We start from the raw sequence: 20,595 nt of genomic DNA on the forward strand, positions 1-20,595 counted from the left end.
TCACTTTAAACTCTCCTTGAAACGGGTGTCGCAGGGCGGGGTGCAGCCGCCCTGCGGAGTCGCATCAGACTACGGTTTCGGCCTCAAGCGGATACACACCGCTTTCGTCATGCACTTCTTTGCCGTTGAGTGGCGGGTTGAACACGCACGCCAACTTCATTTCCTCGCTGCCGCCACGGAGCAGGTGCTCGTCGTGCTTGTCGAGGATGTACAGCGTGCCGGGCTCGATCTTGTAGATCTTGCCGTCAGCGATGGTCTCGATCTCGCCATTGCCGCTCATGCAGTACACCGACTCCAGATGGTTCTGGTAGTGGATGTGCGTCTCGGTGTTGGCGTAGATGGTGGTGATGTGGAACGAGAAGCCCATCTGGTCGTCCTTGAGCAGCATCCGCGTGCTGTCCCAGGTATCGGTCTTGATCTTGCGGTTGGACTGCTCGCATTCAGCCAGGGTACGTACGATCATTCTTCAATCCTCAAGAAGCTTGGTTGGCGGCTTGATCGGACATTACGGCGGCGAACGCCTTGTCCAGGATGCTCATGGCCTTGTCGATCTGCTCTTCGCTGATGATCAGCGGGCAGAGACACTTGACCACTTCACTGTGGGCGCCGCTGGTTTCGACGACCAGGCCGTTTTCGAAGGCATGGCGGCAAATCGCGGCGGCGGTGTCGCCGTCCGGGCAGCTGATGCCGATCATCATGCCGCGGCCTTTGACGAACAGTGAATCCGGGCCGTAGCGGCGGACGATTTTGTTCATGCCGTCGGCAATGCGCTTGCCCTTGGCCTTGACGCTATTGGCGAACTCGTCGTCCTTCCAGAAGTGTTCGATGGCAGCAGCAGCAGTGACGAACGCGTGGTTATTACCGCGGAAGGTGCCGTTGTGCTCGCCCGGCTTCCACTGGTCCAGCTCCTTGCGCAGCAGCACCATGGCGAATGGTAGGCCATAGCCCGACAGCGACTTGGACAGGGTGATCATGTCCGGCTTGATGCCCATCTCTTCAAAGCTGAAGAAGGTGCCGGTCCGGCCGCAACCGGCCTGGATGTCGTCGATGATCAACAGCATCTCGTGCTTGCGGCAGAGTTTTTCCAGCTTGCGGACCCATTCAGCCGATGCGGCGTTGAGGCCGCCTTCGCCCTGAACCACTTCGACAATCACCGCAGCCGGCTTGTCGACACCGCTGGACGGGTCGGTCAGCAGCTTGTCCATCATCGCGATGGTGTTTACTTTGTCACCGAAATAGTTGGCATAGGGCATGCGGCTGACGTCGGTCAGCGGAACGCCGGCAGCACCGCGGTGATGCTTGTTGCCGGTCGCGGCGAGCGCGCCGATGCTGCAGCCATGGAAGCCGTTGGTGAAGCTGATGATGTTGTTGCGGCCGGTCACCTTGCGCGCCAGCTTCAGCGCGGCTTCCACCGCGTTGGTGCCGGTCGGGCCGGTGAACTGCATCACGTAGTCCATGTTGCGCGGCTTGAGGATCAGGCGATCGAAGGTGGAGAGGAAGGTCTCCTTCGCTTCGGAATACATGTCCAGGCCGTGCGTGATGCCGTCGGCTTCGATGTAATCGAGCAGCGCCTGCTTGAGCACGGGATGGTTGTGGCCGTAGTTCAGCGTGCCAGCACCGGCGAGAAAGTCGATGTACGTCTTGCCTTCGCGGGTGGTGAGTTCAGCGCCGCGGGCTTGCTTGAAGACCACTGGAAAGGAGCGGCAGTAGCTGCGAACGCCAGATTCGTGCAGTTCGAAAGTTTTCATGCGTTTTCCTCTAGTTCTTCTTCTGAATTGGGTGCGGCGAACGGGCCGGCGCGGTAGAGCACTTCGTCTTCATGCTTGCCGGCAAAGTGTTCGGCGCGGGAGAACAGGGTGCGGGTGCTGTAGTCGACGCCAAGTTTGGCGAAGGCCTTTTTAAACAGCGCCTGGGATGCCCCGTTGTCCGGCGAGATGGTGGTTTCCAGGTTGGCGACGCCCTGCTCTCTGGCGACTCGTGCGACCAGTGCCATCAACATGCGCAGCGCTAGGCCCTGACCGCGCATCGAAGCGTCGACCGCGACCTGCCAGACGAACAAAGTGTCTGGGCGAGCAGGGGGGCAGTAACCGGAAATGAAACCTACCAATTGGCCATCCGCGTCTGTGGCGGCAATGGAGGTGTCGGCGAAATCGGAGCATTGCAGGAGGTTGCAGTACGCCGAATTTGTGTCCAGAGGTTGGCAGCGTGCTACCAGCTCATGGAGGGGAAAACCGTCGCCGTCGGTTGGGCGACGGAGCGTTACGGTAGGAACACTCAAAACAAGACCTTTGGGGTTGCTGATTGAAATCCTTTTTTAGAATAAACACATCAAAAAATTAATCTCAACCTCAGTCGCCGATCATGGGCGGTGATTCGCCGCTGATATCTCCGAAGTTCGCCGTTTATCGCGAAAGTTGAACTTGCCGGTCAGTCGCCGTCACGGGGCTAAATCTGGAGTGTATATACAGCCAAATATGAGCGTCGGATTTGGCCCATTTGCTGGGCGAATAGAGCGGCCTGTTTCGGGCGCGGCAGAAGAGTACGTCACAGTGCTTACGAAATTTGACAGAGCCCGCGCAAAACAAGGCGTTTAGCCGGTCGTGGTGATAGCGGTTTGGTTGTGGATAACGTGCGCATTAGTCTGGCTAGAACTAGCCGGAGTTACGGCTGGATTAAGCCCGGCTCGACGGGCTAGAGCGAGCGAGTTCAGTCGCCGATATCATGCCTAGATATCGGCGATCTGCTCGGCGGAGATGGCGACTTCGTCGCGTTCTGTTAATTTTTTTTGTCAGCGCGACAAGTTGATGATGCTTGAAAGTTCAATCAATAGTTGCCAAGCACCCGGTTTGTTAGTTGCCGCTACTTACATTGGACCGCTCTAGCTCGAGGCTGGAAGCGACTTTGCAGTGCGGCCACTTGGGTGCGTCGGCTGGCTCAGCGCCACCATTGCCGACCCTGATGCTCAATCAGTTGGTGTGCTTGCTCAGGACCGTCCGTCCCGGCCGGATAGGGCCTGGGCTTGCGGTAGTGACTTTGCCAGCCGCAGAGGATCGGATCGACCCAGTTCCAGGCCGCTTCGACCTCATCGCGGCGCATGAACAGTGTCGAGTCGCCTTCGATCACGTCCAGCAACAGCCGCTCGTACGCCTCCCAGCGGCGTGTGCTGCTGAATGCATGGGCCAGATTCAGATCGAGCTCAACGGGCTCCAGTTGCATCCCTTTACCGGGTGCCTTGGCCATGAGCTGCAGGCTGATGCTCTCCTCCGGCTGCAGGCGGATCACCAGGCGGTTGACCTCGCCTTTGGTGAACAGCATGTGCGGCACCTGTTTGAAGGTGATGATGATTTCCGAGCGCTTCTTCGCCATGCGCTTGCCGGTGCGCAGGTAGAAGGGCACGCCAGCCCAGCGCCAGTTGTCGATTTCGGCCTTCACGGCGACGAAGGTTTCGGTATCGCTGTCGTTATCCACGTCCTTTTCGAAGTAGTAAGCCTGCACATCATTGCCGCCGATCTGCCCGGCGACGTACTGCCCGCGCACGGTCTTGTCCTGCACGTCGTTACCGGTAATCGGCTTGAGTGCTTCCAGAATCTTGACCTTTTCGCCGCGTATCGATTTGGCATCGAAGCGCACCGGGGCTTCCATCGCCACCAGGCAGAGCAGTTGCAACAGGTGATTCTGCAGCATGTCGCGCATGGCGCCGGCATGGTCGTAATAGCTGCCCCGCTCCTCGACGCCGAGGGTCTCGGCCACCGTGATCTGCACATGATCGATATGGCCGCTGCGCCAGATGGGCTCGAACAGAGCGTTGGCAAAACGCAGCGCCATGAGGTTCTGCACGGTTTCCTTGCCGAGGTAGTGGTCGATCCGATAAATGCGCGATTCGGGGAAGACGTTACCGATGGCCTCGTTGATCTCGAGTGCTGATTCGAGGGAGTGGCCGATGGGCTTCTCCAGGACGATGCGCGCGTCTTCTCCGGCCAGCCCTGCGCTCTCAAGGTTCGAGGCAATGGGCTCGAACAGGTTGGGCGCGGTCGCCAGGTAGTGCACCCGCACGCGGCCTTCGGCCTGGCCGAGGTGATGCGCGAGACGGACGTATTCACCCCTCTGAGTGGCGTCCATGGGGAAGTAGTCGAGGCGCTGGCTGAACGCATTCCAGATTTCAGCCTCGAAGTCCGTGCGCGCGATTTGCGCTCGGATATGTCGCTCGGCCAACGAGAGATAGGCGTTGCGATCAATATCCTGGCGCGCAATCGCCAGGATGCGGACATCGTCATGCAGACGATGCTCACGGTGCAGGTAATAGAGTGCAGGGATGAGTTTGTGTAGCGCCAGGTCGCCGGTACCGCCAAATACCAGCATGTCGCAGGAAATGGACACAGCGTCACTCCTAGAAGGTGGACAGACTCGATAGGTGGGCGATACTGCGAGGCTTGTAGTATAACTACAAGCCCACTACAACCCAGCCGGCTTGACGGATGCGAGCGCACCCGCAGCGTTCGACCATTCTTGCCAGGTTTTGATCATAGCGAGACCGCCACGTGAACCTGCTGCAACACATTGCCCAATCGAGAGGTTCGTTACGCAAGTCGGAGCTGAAAGTCGCCGACCATGTACTCCTCGATCCAGCTGCCGTGATGCACAGTTCCATGGCTGACCTGGCCCATGTGGTGGGGGTCAGTGAGCCGACCATCGTGCGCTTCTGCCGCGCCATCGGTTGCCTGGGATTTCAGGACCTCAAATTGAAACTGGCGCAGAGCCTCGCTGCCGGCGCCAGCTTCGGCCAGTTCGCCATCAGCGAAAATGACTCGGTCACCGATTTCGCGCTGAAAATCTTCGACACCACCCTGCACACGCTGATGGAAGTGCGCGAGAAGCTCGACTCCGATGCGCTCGAGCGCGCAGTGGCGGCGATGGCCAAGGCCGAGCGAGTCGAGTTCTACGGTTTTGGCGCATCCGGCGCGGTGGCGACCGATGCCCAGCACAAGTTCTTCCGCCTGCTGCTCAGCGCCGCGGCCTATTCCGACCCGCACATGCAGGCGATGTCGGCTGTCACTCTGAAGCCCACCGACGTGGCGATCTGCATTTCCCAGTCGGGCCGCTCCAAGGACTTGCTGATCACGGCGAATGTGGTCCGCGAATCCGGCGCCACGCTGATCACCCTCTGTCCGAGCCAGACCCCGCTCGCGGAACTGGCGACCATCAACCTGGCCATCGACGTGCAGGAAGACACCGAGATCTACACCCCGCTGACCTCGCGTATCGCGCATCTGGTGGTGATCGACGTGTTGGCGATGGGCGTCGCCATGGCGCGCGGTCCGAGCCTGGTCAATCACCTCAAGAGCGTGAAGCGCAGCTTGCGTAGCCTGCGTCTGTCGCCGAAATCGGTGAAGCCGCACGAAGATTGACGAGCGCTTGAGCGGCGTTCATCGCTCCGTAATCTTCTTGTCCTCATAGCGTCACCCGGGGCTTCGATGCTGGGCTCTCCCGACACCTGTTCCGGAGACCGCGCATGTCCCAGCACCGTGAACCCTACGTCAACCTCGATGCCCGTGCCCGCCGCAAGCAGCTGGACGAGCGCCGCATGCATTTCCGCCGTGCCATCGAAAGCTACGACGAGCAGCGCCAGCTGCATGCGCAGCTGATGGAGTTCCCCGACCTGCTGATGGTCAGCCCGCTGCTTGAGGGTTTGCCTGCGAGCCGTCAAAGCGCGCAGCCAGGGCGATGATCTGCGCGCGTTCTTCGCGGATAAAAGTGAAGAACGCCTGAGCCACCGGGCTCAGCCGCTTGGCTCGCGGATGCACCACGCACCAGCTGCGGTACAGCGGTAGCTCCTCGACTGGCAGCTCTCGCAGCAGGCCGTGAGCCAGCTCCAAGTGGACTGCATGGCGTGGCATCAGCGCTACGCCGAGCCCTGCTACGACGCTCTCGCGTAGGGCATCCAGTGAGGCCACCTGGATCGTCTGAGCGAAATGCGCACGCTTCTGGCGCAGATAGTCTTCGCCTGCCTTGCGCGTACCCGAACCCGGCTCTCGGACCAGCAGTGGGTAGGCGGTCAGGTCCTGCAAGGTCAGGGCTGCTGCCTGGCTCAGTGGATGATCAGTCGGTGCGACCGCCACGATGGGGTTGTTCAGGAATGGCATGAACTCCAGATCCATGTCAGTTGGCACCTGCGACATGATCAGTAGATCGTCGCGGCTGATCGACAGGCGTTTGACCGCCTGCGCATGGTTGACCACCACAAGTTCCAGGCTGACCTCTGGATGCTTGCGTTTGAAGGCCGCAAACAGGTGCGGCGTGATGTATTTGGCGCTCGACTCGACCGCCAGATTCAGCTGACCCTGTAGCGAGCCCTGCATGTCGGACAGCTGCATATCCAGGCTGTCCAGGCGCCCAAATATGTCGGTGCTGGCGCGCTGCAGCGCTTCGGCAGCGGCGGTCAGGTAGAGTTTTTTGCCCAGATACTCGAACAGCGGCTGGCCGATCAGCTCCTCGAGTTGGCGAATCTGCAGGCTCACTGCTGGCTGGGTCAGCGCCATTTCCTCCGCTGCCCGGCTGTAGGAAAGGCTTTCGCATACCGCCCGGAACACCTGCAGCTGACGCAAGGTTATCCGCATCATGCTTTTGCGCATCGATTCCGCCGCTCCTGTCTAGCTTCACTGCTTCTGGTGATTGCAAGGCCGGTAAGGTCCGTCCTGTGCAGCTTTGATTGAATATATAAGTAATTACTTATGCAAGATCAAACTATTATTCATTTTCAGTAATCATGCCGGTAGGCGTAGGGTTTATAGGCTTGCACAACGTGCTGGCGTGACATGGCCCCTCCAGGCGGCCTTCTGCTCATCGACCGAGGGAATGACAGCGTGATCAAGAAGCTGCTGATCGCTAACCGCGGTGAAATCGCCGTCCGCATCGTGCGGGCCTGTGCCGAAATGGACGTACGCTCGGTGGCGGTGTTTGCCGAGCCCGACCGCCACGCGTTGCACGTCAAGCGTGCCGACGAGGCCCATTTCATTGGCGACGATCCGCTTGCCGGCTACCTCAACCCGCGCAAGTTGGTGAACCTGGCCGTGGAGACCGGCTGTGATGCGTTGCATCCAGGCTATGGATTTCTGTCCGAAAACGCCGAACTGGCGGAAATCTGCGCCGAGCGTGGCATCCGCTTCGTTGGCCCAAGCGCCGAAGTGATTCGACGCATGGGCGACAAAACCGAGGCGCGGCGCAGCATGATCAAGGCCGGCGTGCCGGTCACGCCGGGCACCGAAGGCAACGTGGCGGATGTCGAAGAAGCGCTGGCCGCAGCTGAGGGCATCGGCTATCCGGTGATGCTCAAGGCGACGTCCGGTGGCGGCGGTCGTGGCATCCGGCGCTGCAACTCGCGCCAAGAGCTGGCCCAGGCCTACCCACGGGTTATCTCCGAGGCGACCAAGGCGTTCGGATCGGCTGATGTATTCCTTGAGAAATGCATCGTCGAGCCCAAGCACATCGAGGCGCAGATCCTTGCCGATTCATTCGGCAACACCGTGCACCTGTTCGAGCGCGATTGCTCGATCCAACGGCGCAACCAGAAGCTCATCGAGATCGCTCCCAGCCCGCAGCTCACCCCGGAACAGCGCGCCTATATCGGCGACCTCGCGGTGCGTGCGGCCAAGGCGGTGGGTTACGAGAACGCCGGCACCGTGGAGTTCCTGCTCGCCGAGGGCGAGGTGTACTTCATGGAAATGAATACCCGCGTGCAGGTGGAGCACACCATCACCGAGGAAATCACCGGCATCGACATCGTTCGCGAGCAGATCCGCATCGCCTCCGGTCTGCCGCTCTCGGTCAAGCAGGAAGACATCCAGTATCGCGGCTTCGCCCTGCAATTCCGCATCAACGCCGAGGAGCCGCGTAACAACTTCCTGCCCTGCTTCGGCAAAATCACCCGTTACTACGCCCCCGGCGGCCCTGGCGTGCGCACCGATACGGCGATCTACACCGGTTACACCATTCCGCCGTACTACGACTCCATGTGCCTGAAGCTGATCGTCTGGGCACTGACCTGGGAAGAGGCCCTGGCCCGCGGTTCGCGCGCATTGGACGACATGCGCGTGCAAGGTGTGAAAACCACCGCCACCTATTACCAGCAGATTCTCGCCAACCCGGATTTCCGCAGCGGGCAGTTCAACACCAGCTTCGTCGACAACCATCCGGAACTGCTGAATTACTCGATCAAACGCAAGCCGGGCGAGTTGGCCCTGGCCATCGCTGCCGCCATCGCCGCCCACGCAGGCCTGTGAGGAACGAACCATGACTGCTCAGAAGAAAATCACCGTTACCGACACCATCCTGCGTGACGCCCACCAGTCGCTGCTGGCCACCCGTATGCGCACCGAGGACATGCTGCCCATCTGCGACAAGCTCGACCGAGTCGGTTACTGGTCCCTGGAAGTCTGGGGCGGCGCGACCTTCGACGCCTGTGTGCGTTTTCTGAAAGAAGACCCGTGGGAGCGCCTGCGCCAGCTCAAGGCGGCGCTGCCCAACACCCGGTTGCAGATGTTGCTGCGCGGACAAAACCTGCTGGGCTACCGGCACTACGCCGATGACGTGGTCGAGGCGTTCTGCGCCAAGGCGGCGGAAAATGGCATCGACGTGTTCCGCATCTTCGATGCGATGAACGACGTGCGGAATCTGGAGACCGCCATCCGTGCCGTGAAGAAGACCGGCAAGCACGCGCAAGGCACCATCGCCTACACCACCAGCCCAGTGCATACCGTCGAGCTGTTCGTCGAACAGGCACGGGCGATGCGCGACATGGGCGTCGACTCCATCGCCATCAAGGACATGGCCGGTTTGCTGACACCGTTCGCCACTGGTGATCTGGTCCGTGCGCTGAAAGCTGAGATCGACCTGCCAGTGTTCATCCATTCCCACGACACCGCCGGTGTCGCCAGCATGTGCCAGTTGAAAGCCATCGAAAACGGCGCGGATCACATCGACACGGCCATCTCGTCCATGGCCTGGGGCACCAGCCACCCTGGCACCGAGTCGATGGTCGCTGCGCTGCGCGGCACGCCCTACGACACCGGCCTCGACCTGGAGCTGATCCAGGAGATCGGTCTGTACTTCTATGCAGTGCGCAAGAAATACCACCAGTTCGAGAGCGACTTCACCGGCGTCGACACCCGCGTGCAGGTCAACCAGGTCCCGGGCGGGATGATTTCCAACCTGGCCAACCAGCTGAAGGAGCAGGGCGCGCTCAACCGCATGGATGAAGTGCTGGCCGAGATCCCGCGCGTGCGCAAGGACCTGGGCTACCCGCCGTTGGTGACGCCCACCTCGCAGATCGTCGGCACTCAGGCGTTCTTCAACGTGCTCGCCGGCGAGCGCTACAAGACCATTACCAACGAGGTGAAGCTCTACCTGCAAGGCGGCTACGGCAAGGCGCCGGGCACCATCGACGCCAAGCTGCAGCGCCAGGCCATCGGCGGCGAGGAACTCATCGAGGTGCGTCCGGCCGATCTGATCAAACCCGAGCTGGACAAGCTGCGGCGGGAAGTCGGCGCGCTGGCTAAGTCCGAAGAAGACGTGCTGACCTATGCGATGTTCCCGGACATTGGCCGCAAATTCCTTGAGGAGCGCGAAGCCGGCACGCTGGTGCCAGAAGTGCTGCTGCCCATTCCGGATGGCAGCACGGCGACTGCCGCGGGCGCGCAGGGCGTGCCGACCGAGTTCGTCATCGATGTGCATGGCGAGACCTACCGCGTCGATATCACCGGCGTCGGCGTGAAGGGTGAAGGCAAGCGGCACTTCTTCCTCTCCATCGACGGCATGCCGGAGGAAGTGGTATTCGAGCCGTTGAACAACTTCGTCGGCGGTGGCAGTGGCGGTCAGCGCAAACAGGCCAATGGTCCGGGGGACGTGAGCACGAGCATGCCGGGCAACGTGGTGGACGTGCTGGTCAAGGAGGGCGACATGGTCAAGGCCGGCCAGGCCGTGCTGATCAGCGAAGCGATGAAGATGGAAACCGAGATCCAGGCGCCGATCGCCGGCAAGGTGAAAGCGGTGCATGTGGCCAAAGGTGACCGGGTGACCCCCGGCGATCTTCTTATCGAGATCGAAGCCTAAGCAGTTGTCCTCTGGGAGCCGAAAGGCTCCCTTTTTTCTGTTCAATGAATCCGGGAGGTATCGATGGGGCTCGACCCAGTAGTGCTGTTCTTCCTGTTCGGCCTGTTTGCCGGGTTGGTGAAGAGTGAGCTGAAGCTGCCACCGGCGTTGTACGACACGCTGTCCATTCTGCTGCTGCTGGCGATCGGTCTGCACGGTGGTGTCGAGCTGGCCGAACAAGCCAGCGCAGCGCTGCTGGGCCAGTCCGCGCTTGTGTTGCTGCTGGGTTGTACGCTGCCGCTGTTGGCGTTTCCGTTTCTGCGGCTGCTGGGCTTTTCGCGGGTCGACTCGGCCAGCGTGGCGGCGCACTACGGTTCGGTCAGTGCCGGTACCTTTGCCGTGGTAGTGGCCTTTCTGTTGGCCAACAAAATCGCCTTCGAAAGCTACATGCCGCTGTTCGTGGCGATCCTGGAAATCCCGGCGATCCTTATCGGCATAATCCTGGCAAAGGGGATCAGCCGCGATACACATTGGAAGGAGCTGGGGCGGGAGATTTTTCTCGGCAAGAGCATCATGCTGCTATTGGGCGGCCTGATCATCGGCGCCATCGCCGGCAAGGAGGGGATCAAGCCGCTCGAGCCCTTCTACACCAGCATGTTCAAGCCGGTGCTCGCACTCTTCCTGCTGGAAATGGGGTTGATTGCGTCCGGCCAGTTGGGCTCTCTGCGCCGCTATGGCCTGCGGCTGGCGGTGTTCGGCCTGGGCATGCCTCTGGTGGGCGCGGTAATCGGTGCGCTGCTGGCGCGACTGATGGGCCTGTCGCTCGGGGGCACAGCCATGCTCGCCACGCTGGCCGCCAGCGCCTCCTACATTGCGGTGCCGGCGGCTATGCGACTGGCATTGCCTGAGGCCAACCCCTCGCTGTCACTCACCGCGTCGCTGGGGATCACCTTTCCGTTCAACATTCTGGTCGGCATTCCGCTGTATCTCGCGCTGGCCGAAACCCTGATCGCCTGGGGGCTGTAAACATGACAATCGCAACCCGAACCCTGCTTACCGTGATCTGCGAAGCAGCGCTGGAAAAGAAGCTGGTGGCCGACCTCGACCACCTCGGCGCACCGGGCTGGACGCTGTCCGAGGCGCGCGGGCGAGGCAGCCGTGGTGTGCGCAGCGCCGAATGGGATACCGAAGGCAACATCCGCCTGGAGATCATCTGCAACCGCGAACTGGCCGAACGCATCGCAGAGCATCTGCAGGCGCGCTATTACGATAACTTCGCCATGGTCTGCTATCTGGCTGAAGTTGAGGTGTTGCGCCCGGAAAAGTTTTAACCGACTGGTCAGGCGCCGTCGGCTGGACGAGCTTCAAGCGTTGGAACGATCCATCGCCTCGGTGCATGCCGAGGCGGTGTGCCGCTGGAATCTAGCGGTCTAGACGGCGCTGACTGCGAAGATTCTTCAGGTCGCCGTGGGTGCAGCTGAGCGGCTCGGCACCGGTCAGGTCATAGCAGCGCTGACCGAACCCCATCGGCCAATAGATGATGCCGCCTGGCGGCCAGAAAATGGAGGCGACGCGGAAGCGCGCGCGCAGCTTGCCTTGCTGCAGCAGCTCTCCGTTTTCGCTGCTGAGTTTGTAGGGAATGCCGCCAGCGGCGGTCCAGAAGAACGGACGCGTCTTGACCAGTCCCTGAGGGTATTGCTGCGGCCGTTCATAAACCGAGACTTTGCTGTTCTCGGGCAGTTTGAAGTAGGTCGCGGTGGAGCAGCCGCTCACTGCCATCGCCAGCGCCAGCAGGCCCGCCGCACGTTTCAGTTTCATCTGTTTTCTTTCCTTGTTTTGACGCCCGAGGCACAGGCCGTGCCCCGTGAAGCGGGCGGCACTATACCGGAGCCCATCGTGATCGCAAAAACAGGGTGATTGTGTCGAGCGCCAGTTCCGCCGGAATGCGCTGTGAAGCCTCGATTGTCTTCAGTCCGCGTTCGATTAGGGGGCTCGGCAGGCTGTCTAGAGCAGGTGCCGGAACGTGAGGTGTTGCGGTTGGACTCATGAAACAGACGCACCTTTTCGTTCTGTGATGACCGCGGTTTTAGCGGCGTCTAGTAGCCTGGTGCGCCTCGCGCCATTTACATGAGGATGTCATGCAAAACCTATTGAACGAGATTCTCGACGAAGTCCGCCCGCTCCTCGGCCAAGGCATGGTGGCCGACTATATTCCGGCGCTGGGGCACGTACCGGCTGATCAGTTGGGGATCGCGGTCTACAGCGCCGAGGGTGAGCTTTACCACGCCGGTGATGCGAAGACGCCGTTTTCGATCCAGAGCATTTCCAAGGTCTTTAGCCTGGTGCAGGCAATTCAGCATTGCGGCGAGTCGTTGTGGGAGCGCCTAGGTCACGAACCGTCTGGGCAGCCCTTCAACTCGCTGGTGCAGCTGGAGTTCGAGCGTGGCATACCACGCAACCCGTTCATCAATGCCGGGGCGCTGGTGATTTGCGACATCAACCAGTCGCGCTTCGCCGTGCCAGCACTGTCCATGCGCGATTTCGTTCGGCATCTGTCGGGCAATCCGCTGATTGTGTCCGACTCGGTGGTAGCCGAATCGGAATACCAGCATCGCGCGCGTAACGCCGCGATGGCGTATCTGATGCAGGCGTTCGGTAACGTCCACAATGATGTCGAGGCGGTGCTGCGCAGTTACTTCCATCATTGCGCGCTGCGCATGAGCTGCGTCGACTTGGCCCGTGCGTTTGGCTTTCTGGCTCGTGACGGCGCTTGCCTGGCAGGTGGCGAACCGGTGCTGGCGCCGCGCCAAGCGAAACAGGTCAATGCGATCATGGCCACCAGCGGTCTGTATGACGAGGCAGGCAATTTCGCTTACCGCGTCGGGTTGCCTGGCAAGAGCGGCGTAGGCGGTGGCATCGTCGCGGTCGTGCCGGGACGCTTCACGGTCTGCGTCTGGTCACCCGAACTGAACCAGGCGGGCAATTCACTGATCGGCATGGCGGCACTGGAGAAGCTCTCGCAGCGCATCGGCTGGTCTATCTTTTGAGATCAGCGATACAGATTCATCACGTCGAGGCAAGTGCCCGGCGTTCGTTACGGTCTGTCACATCTGTGCAGTGTCCGGCCTGGTGCGTGCAACGTCGTACCTAACCAAACCATAAGAGAGATCGTGTTATGAGTCTCGATGACAAGACGACCGAAACAGCGCAGGAGGCGCTCGACAACCTGATCGCGGGCGTCATTCGGTTCCGTGAAGACATCTACCCGGAGCAGCGTGAGCTGTTCAACAAGCTGGCCCACGAGCAGACGCCGCGGGCCATGTTCATCACCTGCGCGGACTCGAGAATCCTGCCCGAGCTGATCACCCAGAGCTCGCCGGGCGACCTGTTCGTGACCCGTAATGTCGGAAATATCGTGCCGCCCTACGGGATCATGAATGGCGGCGTGTCGACCGCCATCGAGTTCGCGGTGATGGCGCTTGGCGTGCATCACATCATCGTCTGCGGCCATTCCGATTGTGGCGCGATGAAAGCGGTGCTGAATCCCTCGAGCCTCGACGGGATGCCGACCGTACGGAGCTGGCTGCGACACGCCGAAGTGGCAAGGACGGTGGTCGAGGAAAACTGCGGCTGCGCCGACCACAACACCCTTGGCGTGCTGACCGAGGAGAACGTACTGGCCCAGCTCGACCATCTACGTACGCACCCGTCGGTGGCGGCGCGATTGGCCAGCGGGCAGCTGTTCATTCATGGTTGGGTTTACAACATCGGCACCAGCGAAATCCGCGCCTACGATGCAGCGAAGGGCGAGTTCCGTCTTATCGGCGACGGCCCACTGCCGATGGCCACACCGAAGTCACGCTACGTCTGAGCGCCTCGCGACCCCGGTGCGCTCAGGGCACCTTGCGATCGCGTATCAGATAGCAGAGGTCGGGGGTCTTGCTGCAGCCGGCATAGCCCTCGCCAATGACATCATTGAGTGCGCTCTGTAGACGCTCGACGGCTTCGTCGGGCGTGTCCTTGTGCAGCGCCAGGTACAGGTCTTCAGCTCGAAAACTCAGCACTGGCTTGAGGCCTTCTGCGCCCTGTTCTTTGGCCTGGTAACGCCAGACCGGATCAGCTGTTGCCCAGAGATCGAGGCGGCCGCTGAGCAATTTGCGCAGGTTTTCGTCTTCGCTGAGGCTGTCGATCGGGCGCAACCCCTGTTGTTCCAAGTACTGGCTGATGCCGCTGCTTTTCTGCGCGCCGATTTCAAGCCCCTGGGCCTGGGCCAGGGAGTTGAGGTCGATGTACTTGTCCGCCGCCGCGAGCAGCACGCTTTCGTAGCGGGCCAGTGGCCCGACCCACTTGAATAAGCCTTCGTTCTGCGCCGTACGGGTGACGGAAAACAACCCGTGACCGGTGTCGGTGAGGGTCTGGTTGTAGATGCGATCCCAGGGCGAGCGAAGCGTCAGGTTGTAGCCGATGCCGGCACGTTTGAAGATCTCCCGCACGGTGTCGGTGGCGATGCCTTGCACCTCATCGCCGCGAGCGAAGTTCTTGTGCGCTGGCCCCATGTTGAAGGGTGGGAAGTTGTCGGTCTGAAGGATGATCTGATAGTTCTTCGGCAACTCGGCGTGCGCGGCACCGCTGAGGGCGAGCAGAACGCTGAGCAATAGAATGACGTTACGGGACAGGCCCATGGCATCGGCTCCTTGACGCTGTATTTTTATTGTTGGCAGGTGCAGCGTAGTCCGGCGTGAGCTCGCATGCCAGTCCTAGCGGTAGCTTGCTAGCGCCGTAACGTCTGGCAATTGCCGGCGATGGGGCACGACTGAACAGCCGGCGGCAGCCCGCCGCTTCCCAGTAGTTGCGCGGGCGTTTGGGCAGTCAGCGGTCAACGGTGCGCGCGGGCTGTAGCAGCCCGGCGCACCCTGGCAGGGCAGAGGGGTGCGGCTGCGTTTACTTATGCAGCACGAACTGGCCGGTGAAACGCACTGCGTCCCGGCCGTCCGCAGCCAGGATGCGGCTGTGCAGGGTCAGGCGTGAACGGCCACGGCGACGGTAGATGGTCTCGAATCGCTCCCAGGCGCTATCGTCCGGGGCCGAGCAGACAGCGGTGGCGTCATCCATCACGGGCAGCGGATAGTCGATCTGGCCTTCCTGAATGACGATATGGCCGTCGTCGATCCCGGCCTCGCGCAGGCGCAGGTGCAGCCAGCCCCAGCCAGCAAGCACCGAGGCGCAGTAGAGGCTGCCACCGAACATGCTGCTTTTGTGGTTGATGTTCGCTTGCAGCGGGACCTTCAGGCGCAGCTCATGATTTTCCCAATGCTCGACGCGCAGGCCCATCGCCCGGGTCAGTGGGATGTCGTGGTGCAGAATGGCTTCCAGGTAGCGGCTATCGCGGCTCATGCCGGGTGGATTCCTAACGTGTGCGGATACAGGCAGACGCCAAGCATGACTGCTGAGTCACGATATTGCCAGTTTCCGCGGCGCTTTTTAGCGGCCGTTTTCCGACGTTTCGGATGGGTTGGAAGGCGGCGTTAGCGCGCTGCGGTTTTCTGCTGATAGGCGCAGTAGCCGGGCCTTGGACCGACATGCGGGTGGTTGCGGCAGGTATCGGGGCGCTTGGCATAGACCGTGCACAAGCGTGTCTTGCGATCGAGGTAAAGACAGTCTCCGTTGGCCAGTCGGGTCAGAGTGAAGATGCCGTGCTTCTGATTGAAATGTTCAACGAGGCCTTCTTTGCTCAGGCGTTTGGCGATGCCCTTGAGCGGCTCGTCACGCTCGAAGGCGTCGACCACTTCGAGGCGGATCAGGTCATCGATCCGCACCTCGACCGGCAAAGTGCAACACGTGGCGTGGCAGTCTCGGCACAGGCCGTTGCTGTATCGCGCCCAGGTTTCAAGGCGCTCGGGGTCGGCAGAAGCGATCAAACGTGTCTTCACGGCGGCGGTATCGGTAATGGCGGCGCGCGATCATAGCGACACGGGGTGGAATTTCCAGCGAAACCGACGAGTCGAACGCCGGACAGACGGTCGCCCAGATGCTGCTGAAACCTGCAAACCTGTCTGTATTGCCGTTTTTTGAGGCGGCCTGGCGCCGCCATGAATGCTTCGTATCCTTTCACCCGCTGCACGAGGTCTGTCCATGACGCAAGAAACGACTGCTCCCAACGCCGATGAGGTCGCAGCTTTTCGTGAAAATGTAATCAGCAAGCTGACTTATTCGATCGGTAAGGACCCCGAGCATGCCTCCGACCATGACTGGTTCGAGGCGGTAGCGCTGGCCACGCGTGACCGTATGATCGACCAGTGGATGGACCGAACTCGACAGGGCTATCGAGAAGGCAAGAAGCGGGTCTATTACCTCTCCCTGGAATTCCTTATAGGCCGTCTGCTCACCGACAGCCTCAGCAACCTGGGCCTGCTCGATGTGGCGCGCGAGGCGCTGGCCGGCGTAGACGTCGACTTCGAGCGTATTCGTGTGCTCGAGCCTGACGCCGCGCTGGGTAACGGTGGCTTGGGGCGGCTTGCGGCCTGTTTCATGGAAAGCATGGCGACCCTCGGTGTGGCCGCGCACGGCTATGGCATCCGCTACGATCACGGCCTGTTCCGCCAGGCGATCGTCGATGGTTGGCAGCACGAGCAGACCGAGACCTGGTTGAATTTCGGCAATCCTTGGGAATTCGAGCGACCCGAAGTCAGCTATCTGATCGGCTTCGGCGGCAGCGTGGCGGCGATGCCGTCGGATGGCAGCAGCTCTGATCAGCCCAAGCATTTCTGGCACTGGGCCGAAGGGGTCCGGGCCATTGCCTACGACACGCCGGTGGTGGGCTGGCGCGGGGCTAGCGTTAACACTTTACGTTTGTGGCGTGCGCGGGCCGAGGCGGACTTCCATCTGGAACGCTTCAACGCCGGCGACCACATCGGTGCGGTTGCTGAGGAAGCGCGCGCTGAAAGCATTTCCCGTGTTCTGTATCCCGCCGACAGCACCGAAGCGGGGCAGGAGCTGCGTCTGCGCCAGGAGTATTTCTTCGTTGCGGCATCCTTGCAGGACCTACTGCGCCGGCACCTGGATCAGCGCGGCACGTTGATGAATCTCCCGGAATTCGCCGCTATCCAGCTCAACGACACGCACCCGGCGATCGCCGTTGCCGAGCTGATGCGCCTGCTGGTGGACGTGCATGAAGTGCCGTGGCGCAAGGCCTGGGAGCTGACCGTCGGCACCCTGTCCTACACCAACCACACGCTGCTGCCCGAGGCGCTGGAAACCTGGCCCGTAGGGCTGATGGAGCGTCTGTTGCCGCGGCACATGCAGATCATCTACCTGATCAATGCCCAGCACCTCGATGCGTTGCGTGAGCGAGGTATCCACGACGTAAACCTGCTGCGCTCGGTCTCGCTGATCGAAGAAGGCCACGGTCGCCGCGTACGCATGGGCAACCTCGCGTTTCTCGGTTCGCACTGTGTTAACGGTGTTTCAGCACTGCACACAGGTCTGATGCGCGAGACGGTGTTTACGGACCTGCATTCGCTTTATCCCAAGCGGATCAGCAACAAGACCAACGGCATCACCTTCCGCCGTTGGCTGTATCAGGCCAACCCGCAGCTGACCCGTCTGCTGGTCGATCATGTGGGTGAAGAACTGCTTGATTCACCGGAGACGCTGCTGCGCCAGCTGGAGCCCTGCGCCGATCAGCCGGATTTCCGTGCCCGCTTCGCCGCCCAGCGCCTGGGCAACAAGCAGTTGCTGGCGCGCATGATTCAGGAGCGGCTGGGGATCAGCGTCGATCCGAACGCGTTGTTCGATGTGCACGTCAAACGCATCCACGAATACAAGCGTCAATTGCTGAACCTGCTGCATACCGTCGCGCTGTATCAGGCGATTCGCTCCGATCCGGGCGGCCATTGGGTTCCGCGCGTGAAGATCTTCGCCGGCAAGGCGGCGGCCAGCTACCACACGGCCAAACTGATCATTAAGCTGACCAACGATATCGCCCGGACCATCAACGATGATCCGACCGTGCGTGGGTTGCTGAAGGTCGTGTTCCTGCCGAACTACAACGTCAGTCTGGCCGAACGCATCATCCCGGCCGCCGACCTGTCCGAACAGATATCCACGGCAGGGCTCGAGGCGTCGGGCACCAGCAACATGAAGTTTGCCCTGAACGGCGCGCTGACTATCGGCACGCTGGATGGCGCCAACGTCGAAATGTGCGAGCAGATCGGTGCCGAGCATATGTTCATCTTTGGCATGACCGCGCAGGAGGTCGAGGCGCGCAAACAGGCCAACGAGTACAACGCCGAAGCCACCATCATCGGTTCGCCACGGCTCAACGAAGTCTTGATGGCGATCCGCAATGGTGCCTTCTCGGCTGAAGATCCGGGCCGCTACACCGCCTTGATCGATGGTTTGAAATGGCACGATACCTTCATGGTCTGTGCCGACTTCGAGGCCTATTGGCAGGCGCAGCTGGAGGTCGAGGCGCGCTGGCGCGATGCGGACAGCTGGTGGCGCTCGGCGGTGCTCAACACGGCACGCACCGGCTGGTTCTCGTCGGACCGTACCATCCGCGAATATGCCCAGGAGATCTGGAAGGTGCTCTGATGGGCAAAGTGGAGCGGCTTGGCGGGTTGATGGATCGGACCGCCGCCGCTTCTGCATGATGGGAGGGGGTTCCGGGAAGACGGAAGATATGGCTTACGGGCACTTTGCCGCTTCGCTGAACTCTGCGCCCTGTCGACAGGTCTGAGGGAGGGTTAGTTTCCCCCCGGGCCTGCTAAACTGCGCGGGCTTATCCATCCCTCCGGAGCCATTCCATGTCACGCGTAACCCTGAGTCGCTACTTGATTGAGCAGACCCGCAGCAACAACACCCCTGCAGATCTGCGCTTCCTTATCGAAGTAGTGGCTCGAGCGTGCAAGGAAATCAGCCACGCCGTCTCCAAAGGCGCATTGGGCGGCGTTCTCGGGGCGACCGAAACCGAGAACATCCAGGGCGAAGTCCAGAAGAAACTCGACGTCCTTTCCAACGAAATCCTGCTCGAAGCCAACGAGTGGGGCGGTCACCTGGCCGGTATGGCCTCGGAAGAAATGGACAACGCCTACCAGATTCCTGGCAAGTACCCGAAAGGCGCCTACCTGCTGGTCTTCGACCCGCTGGACGGCTCCAGCAACATTGACGTCAATGTGTCGGTCGGCACCATCTTCTCCGTACTGCGCTGCCCAGACGCGTGCTTCTCCCAAAATGACGCCCTTGGCGAGGAGGCTTTCCTCCAGCCAGGTACCAAGCAGGTTGCAGCCGGTTATGCGATCTACGGACCGCAGACCATGCTGATGCTGACCCTGGGCAACGGCGTCATGGGCTTCACCCTCGACCGCGAACTGGGTAGCTTCGTGCTGACTCATGAAAACATCCGTGTGCCGGAAAGCACCGCTGAGTTCGCCATCAACATGTCCAACCAGCGTCACTGGGAAGCACCGGTACAGCGCTACGTGAGTGAATTGCTGGCCGGCAATGAAGGCCCGCTAAACAAGAACTACAACATGCGCTGGATCGCTTCGATGGTGGCTGACGTGCACCGCATCCTGACCCGTGGCGGCATGTTCATGTACCCACGCGATTCCCGCGAGCCTGGCAAGGCCGGCAAGCTGCGCCTGATGTACGAAGCCAACCCGATGTCCTTTATCATCGAGCAGGCCGGCGGCGCGGCAACCACCGGCACTCAGCGCATTCTCGACGTCCAGCCCGAGTCGCTGCACCAGCGTGTGCCAGTGTTCCTGGGGTCGAAGGAAGAAGTCGAGCGCGTCACTGGCTACCACAAGGCCTGAAAGATGACCTCGCCCTCACAGGTATTGCTGAACTGGTGGTTCGGTGAGGGCACCACCGCTACTGAGGTAGCTGGCGCAAAGAATGGCCTCTGGTTCGGCTACAAGCCCGAACAGGATGAAGAAGCCCGCAAGCGTTTCGGTGATCTCACCGAGCGCGCACTCGCAGGCGAGCTGAACGAGTGGGTCGAGTCGCCACATGGCTGGCTCGCACTTGTCCTTCTCCTTGATCAGCTTCCGCGCATGATCCATCGTGGCACACCGAAGGCATTCGCCGGCGACGAGCGCGCGCTGCAGCTCGTGCGGGACGGCATGGCCCACGGCGGCGATGTCCTGCTGGCGCCTGTACAGCGTGTATTCATTTACCTTGTGCTGGAACACGCGGAAAATCTCAGCGTGCAGGATCAGGCCGTGCAGCAGTTCGAGCAGCTCCTTGGCATCGCCGATGCGGGCGAGCAAAAGCTGTTTGCCGATTTCCTCGACTTTGCTGAACGCCATCGGCAGGTCATTGCTCGCTTCGGCCGCTTTCCTCATCGCAATGCCATTCTGGGTCGCAGCTCAAGCGAGGCTGAACAGACTTTTCTCGCTGGGCCTGGTTCAGGCTTCTAGTCCTGCTGAGGAACCATCCTGGGCGGCTTGTTTTCTATCTGTTACCGCAAGGCCAAGCAAGGCCAGCCGTTGACTCGAAAAAAGGAATCCG

The 20,595-nt window shown here is 61.0% G+C and carries 20 protein-coding genes; 11 read left to right on the top strand and 9 right to left on the bottom strand.

Annotated elements, in window-relative coordinates; translation table 11 throughout:
• Positions 1-64: 64 nt before the first annotated feature.
• The 4 genes from RT21_RS16125 to zwf form a co-directional block, all read right to left on the bottom strand.
• The gene (locus RT21_RS16125; RefSeq protein WP_046163521.1) at positions 65-463 is read right to left on the bottom strand and encodes an ectoine synthase; all 399 of its coding nucleotides are present in this window, start codon (positions 461-463) and stop codon (positions 65-67) included.
• Between the two features lie 10 nt (positions 464-473).
• On the bottom strand, positions 474-1,748 hold the full coding sequence (ectB, locus tag RT21_RS16130; protein ID WP_046163522.1) for a diaminobutyrate--2-oxoglutarate transaminase: 1,275 nt from the start codon (positions 1,746-1,748) through the stop codon (positions 474-476).
• Positions 1,745-2,278, bottom strand: coding sequence for a diaminobutyrate acetyltransferase (ectA, locus tag RT21_RS16135; RefSeq protein ID WP_046163523.1), 534 nt, complete (start codon positions 2,276-2,278; stop codon positions 1,745-1,747). The genes ectB and ectA overlap by 4 nt, the downstream gene beginning before the upstream one ends.
• Before the next feature lie 656 nt (positions 2,279-2,934).
• Complete coding sequence (zwf, locus tag RT21_RS16140; protein ID WP_046163524.1) at positions 2,935-4,377, bottom strand: glucose-6-phosphate dehydrogenase; 1,443 nt, start codon at positions 4,375-4,377, stop codon at positions 2,935-2,937.
• Between the two features lie 161 nt (positions 4,378-4,538).
• Here zwf and hexR point away from each other — a divergent pair, with 161 nt between their 5' ends.
• Complete coding sequence (gene hexR / locus RT21_RS16145; RefSeq protein WP_046163525.1) at positions 4,539-5,405, top strand: transcriptional regulator HexR; 867 nt, start codon at positions 4,539-4,541, stop codon at positions 5,403-5,405.
• Between the two features lie 104 nt (positions 5,406-5,509).
• The gene (locus tag RT21_RS16150; protein WP_046163526.1) at positions 5,510-5,725 is read left to right on the top strand and encodes a PA3496 family putative envelope integrity protein; all 216 of its coding nucleotides are present in this window, start codon (positions 5,510-5,512) and stop codon (positions 5,723-5,725) included.
• Here the strand turns inward: RT21_RS16150 and RT21_RS16155 are convergent.
• Positions 5,667-6,614, bottom strand: a complete 948-nt coding sequence (locus RT21_RS16155) for a LysR family transcriptional regulator (protein ID WP_177327100.1) — start codon at positions 6,612-6,614, stop codon at positions 5,667-5,669. The genes RT21_RS16150 and RT21_RS16155 overlap by 59 nt on opposite strands.
• A gap of 246 nt (positions 6,615-6,860) precedes the next feature.
• On the opposite strand from RT21_RS16155, the gene RT21_RS16160 reads away from it, so the two are divergent.
• From RT21_RS16160 to RT21_RS16175, 4 genes are all read left to right on the top strand, one after another.
• A complete protein-coding gene (locus tag RT21_RS16160; RefSeq protein WP_046163585.1) occupies positions 6,861-8,276 on the top strand; it encodes an acetyl-CoA carboxylase biotin carboxylase subunit in 1,416 nt (471 codons plus the stop codon).
• Positions 8,277-8,286: 10 nt separating this feature from the next.
• Positions 8,287-10,104 (top strand): sodium-extruding oxaloacetate decarboxylase subunit alpha, encoded by a 1,818-nt coding sequence (oadA, locus tag RT21_RS16165; RefSeq protein ID WP_046163528.1) that lies wholly within the window; start codon positions 8,287-8,289, stop codon positions 10,102-10,104.
• Between the two features lie 63 nt (positions 10,105-10,167).
• Positions 10,168-11,109, top strand: a complete 942-nt coding sequence (locus RT21_RS16170; RefSeq protein ID WP_046163529.1) for a sodium-dependent bicarbonate transport family permease — start codon at positions 10,168-10,170, stop codon at positions 11,107-11,109.
• Between the two features lie 2 nt (positions 11,110-11,111).
• Complete coding sequence (locus RT21_RS16175; RefSeq protein WP_045422564.1) at positions 11,112-11,414, top strand: P-II family nitrogen regulator; 303 nt, start codon at positions 11,112-11,114, stop codon at positions 11,412-11,414.
• A gap of 91 nt (positions 11,415-11,505) precedes the next feature.
• Here the strand turns inward: RT21_RS16175 and RT21_RS16180 are convergent, their stop codons facing one another.
• The gene (locus RT21_RS16180) at positions 11,506-11,901 is read right to left on the bottom strand and encodes a hypothetical protein (RefSeq protein WP_046163530.1); all 396 of its coding nucleotides are present in this window, start codon (positions 11,899-11,901) and stop codon (positions 11,506-11,508) included.
• 320 nt (positions 11,902-12,221) lie between these two features.
• On the opposite strand from RT21_RS16180, the gene glsB reads away from it, so the two are divergent.
• Positions 12,222-13,130 (top strand): glutaminase B, encoded by a 909-nt coding sequence (gene glsB / locus RT21_RS16185; protein ID WP_046163531.1) that lies wholly within the window; start codon positions 12,222-12,224, stop codon positions 13,128-13,130.
• A gap of 128 nt (positions 13,131-13,258) precedes the next feature.
• The gene (locus tag RT21_RS16190) at positions 13,259-13,954 is read left to right on the top strand and encodes a carbonic anhydrase (protein WP_046163532.1); all 696 of its coding nucleotides are present in this window, start codon (positions 13,259-13,261) and stop codon (positions 13,952-13,954) included.
• 22 nt (positions 13,955-13,976) lie between these two features.
• Here the strand turns inward: RT21_RS16190 and RT21_RS16195 are convergent, their stop codons facing one another.
• The 3 genes from RT21_RS16195 to RT21_RS16205 all read right to left on the bottom strand — a co-directional run bounded on the left by RT21_RS16195 (position 13,977) and on the right by RT21_RS16205 (position 16,013).
• A complete protein-coding gene (locus RT21_RS16195; protein WP_046163533.1) occupies positions 13,977-14,765 on the bottom strand; it encodes a substrate-binding periplasmic protein in 789 nt (262 codons plus the stop codon).
• A gap of 259 nt (positions 14,766-15,024) precedes the next feature.
• Positions 15,025-15,477, bottom strand: a complete 453-nt coding sequence (locus tag RT21_RS16200) for a thioesterase domain-containing protein (RefSeq protein ID WP_045422554.1) — start codon at positions 15,475-15,477, stop codon at positions 15,025-15,027.
• 131 nt (positions 15,478-15,608) lie between these two features.
• Entirely contained in the window at positions 15,609-16,013 is a 405-nt protein-coding gene (locus RT21_RS16205) for a YkgJ family cysteine cluster protein (protein WP_046163534.1), read from the bottom strand.
• Positions 16,014-16,215: 202 nt separating this feature from the next.
• Here RT21_RS16205 and RT21_RS16210 point away from each other — a divergent pair, with 202 nt between their 5' ends.
• The 3 genes from RT21_RS16210 to RT21_RS16220 all read left to right on the top strand — a co-directional run bounded on the left by RT21_RS16210 (position 16,216) and on the right by RT21_RS16220 (position 20,504).
• On the top strand, positions 16,216-18,675 hold the full coding sequence (locus RT21_RS16210; RefSeq protein WP_045422550.1) for a glycogen/starch/alpha-glucan phosphorylase: 2,460 nt from the start codon (positions 16,216-16,218) through the stop codon (positions 18,673-18,675).
• 212 nt (positions 18,676-18,887) lie between these two features.
• Positions 18,888-19,898: a class 1 fructose-bisphosphatase gene (locus RT21_RS16215; protein ID WP_046163535.1), complete on the top strand. Its 1,011-nt coding sequence runs from the start codon at positions 18,888-18,890 to the stop codon at positions 19,896-19,898.
• A 3-nt stretch (positions 19,899-19,901) separates the two neighbouring features.
• Complete coding sequence (locus tag RT21_RS16220) at positions 19,902-20,504, top strand: DUF924 family protein (RefSeq protein WP_046163536.1); 603 nt, start codon at positions 19,902-19,904, stop codon at positions 20,502-20,504.
• Positions 20,505-20,595 lie beyond the last annotated feature (91 nt).

It is taken from the genome of Pseudomonas sp. 10B238 (assembly GCF_000970615.1).
In the GTDB taxonomy this organism is placed as follows: domain Bacteria; phylum Pseudomonadota; class Gammaproteobacteria; order Pseudomonadales; family Pseudomonadaceae; genus Stutzerimonas.

Bases quoted from the DNA above. Each gene is read 5' to 3' on its own strand.
- RT21_RS16125 (WP_046163521.1), bottom strand. From the start codon at position 463: ATGATCGTACGTACCCTGGCTGAATGCGAGCAGTCCAACCGCAAGATC.
- ectB (WP_046163522.1), bottom strand. From the start codon at position 1,748: ATGAAAACTTTCGAACTGCACGAATCTGGCGTTCGCAGCTACTGCCGC.
- RT21_RS16150 (WP_046163526.1), top strand. From the start codon at position 5,510: ATGTCCCAGCACCGTGAACCCTACGTCAACCTCGATGCCCGTGCCCGC.
- RT21_RS16155 (WP_177327100.1), bottom strand. From the start codon at position 6,614: ATGCGGATAACCTTGCGTCAGCTGCAGGTGTTCCGGGCGGTATGCGAA.
- oadA (WP_046163528.1), top strand. From the start codon at position 8,287: ATGACTGCTCAGAAGAAAATCACCGTTACCGACACCATCCTGCGTGAC.
- RT21_RS16170 (WP_046163529.1), top strand. From the start codon at position 10,168: ATGGGGCTCGACCCAGTAGTGCTGTTCTTCCTGTTCGGCCTGTTTGCC.
- RT21_RS16175 (WP_045422564.1), top strand. From the start codon at position 11,112: ATGACAATCGCAACCCGAACCCTGCTTACCGTGATCTGCGAAGCAGCG.
- RT21_RS16180 (WP_046163530.1), bottom strand. From the start codon at position 11,901: ATGAAACTGAAACGTGCGGCGGGCCTGCTGGCGCTGGCGATGGCAGTG.
- glsB (WP_046163531.1), top strand. From the start codon at position 12,222: ATGCAAAACCTATTGAACGAGATTCTCGACGAAGTCCGCCCGCTCCTC.
- RT21_RS16190 (WP_046163532.1), top strand. From the start codon at position 13,259: ATGAGTCTCGATGACAAGACGACCGAAACAGCGCAGGAGGCGCTCGAC.
- RT21_RS16195 (WP_046163533.1), bottom strand. From the start codon at position 14,765: ATGGGCCTGTCCCGTAACGTCATTCTATTGCTCAGCGTTCTGCTCGCC.
- RT21_RS16200 (WP_045422554.1), bottom strand. From the start codon at position 15,477: ATGAGCCGCGATAGCCGCTACCTGGAAGCCATTCTGCACCACGACATC.
- RT21_RS16210 (WP_045422550.1), top strand. From the start codon at position 16,216: ATGACGCAAGAAACGACTGCTCCCAACGCCGATGAGGTCGCAGCTTTT.
- RT21_RS16215 (WP_046163535.1), top strand. From the start codon at position 18,888: ATGTCACGCGTAACCCTGAGTCGCTACTTGATTGAGCAGACCCGCAGC.
- RT21_RS16220 (WP_046163536.1), top strand. From the start codon at position 19,902: ATGACCTCGCCCTCACAGGTATTGCTGAACTGGTGGTTCGGTGAGGGC.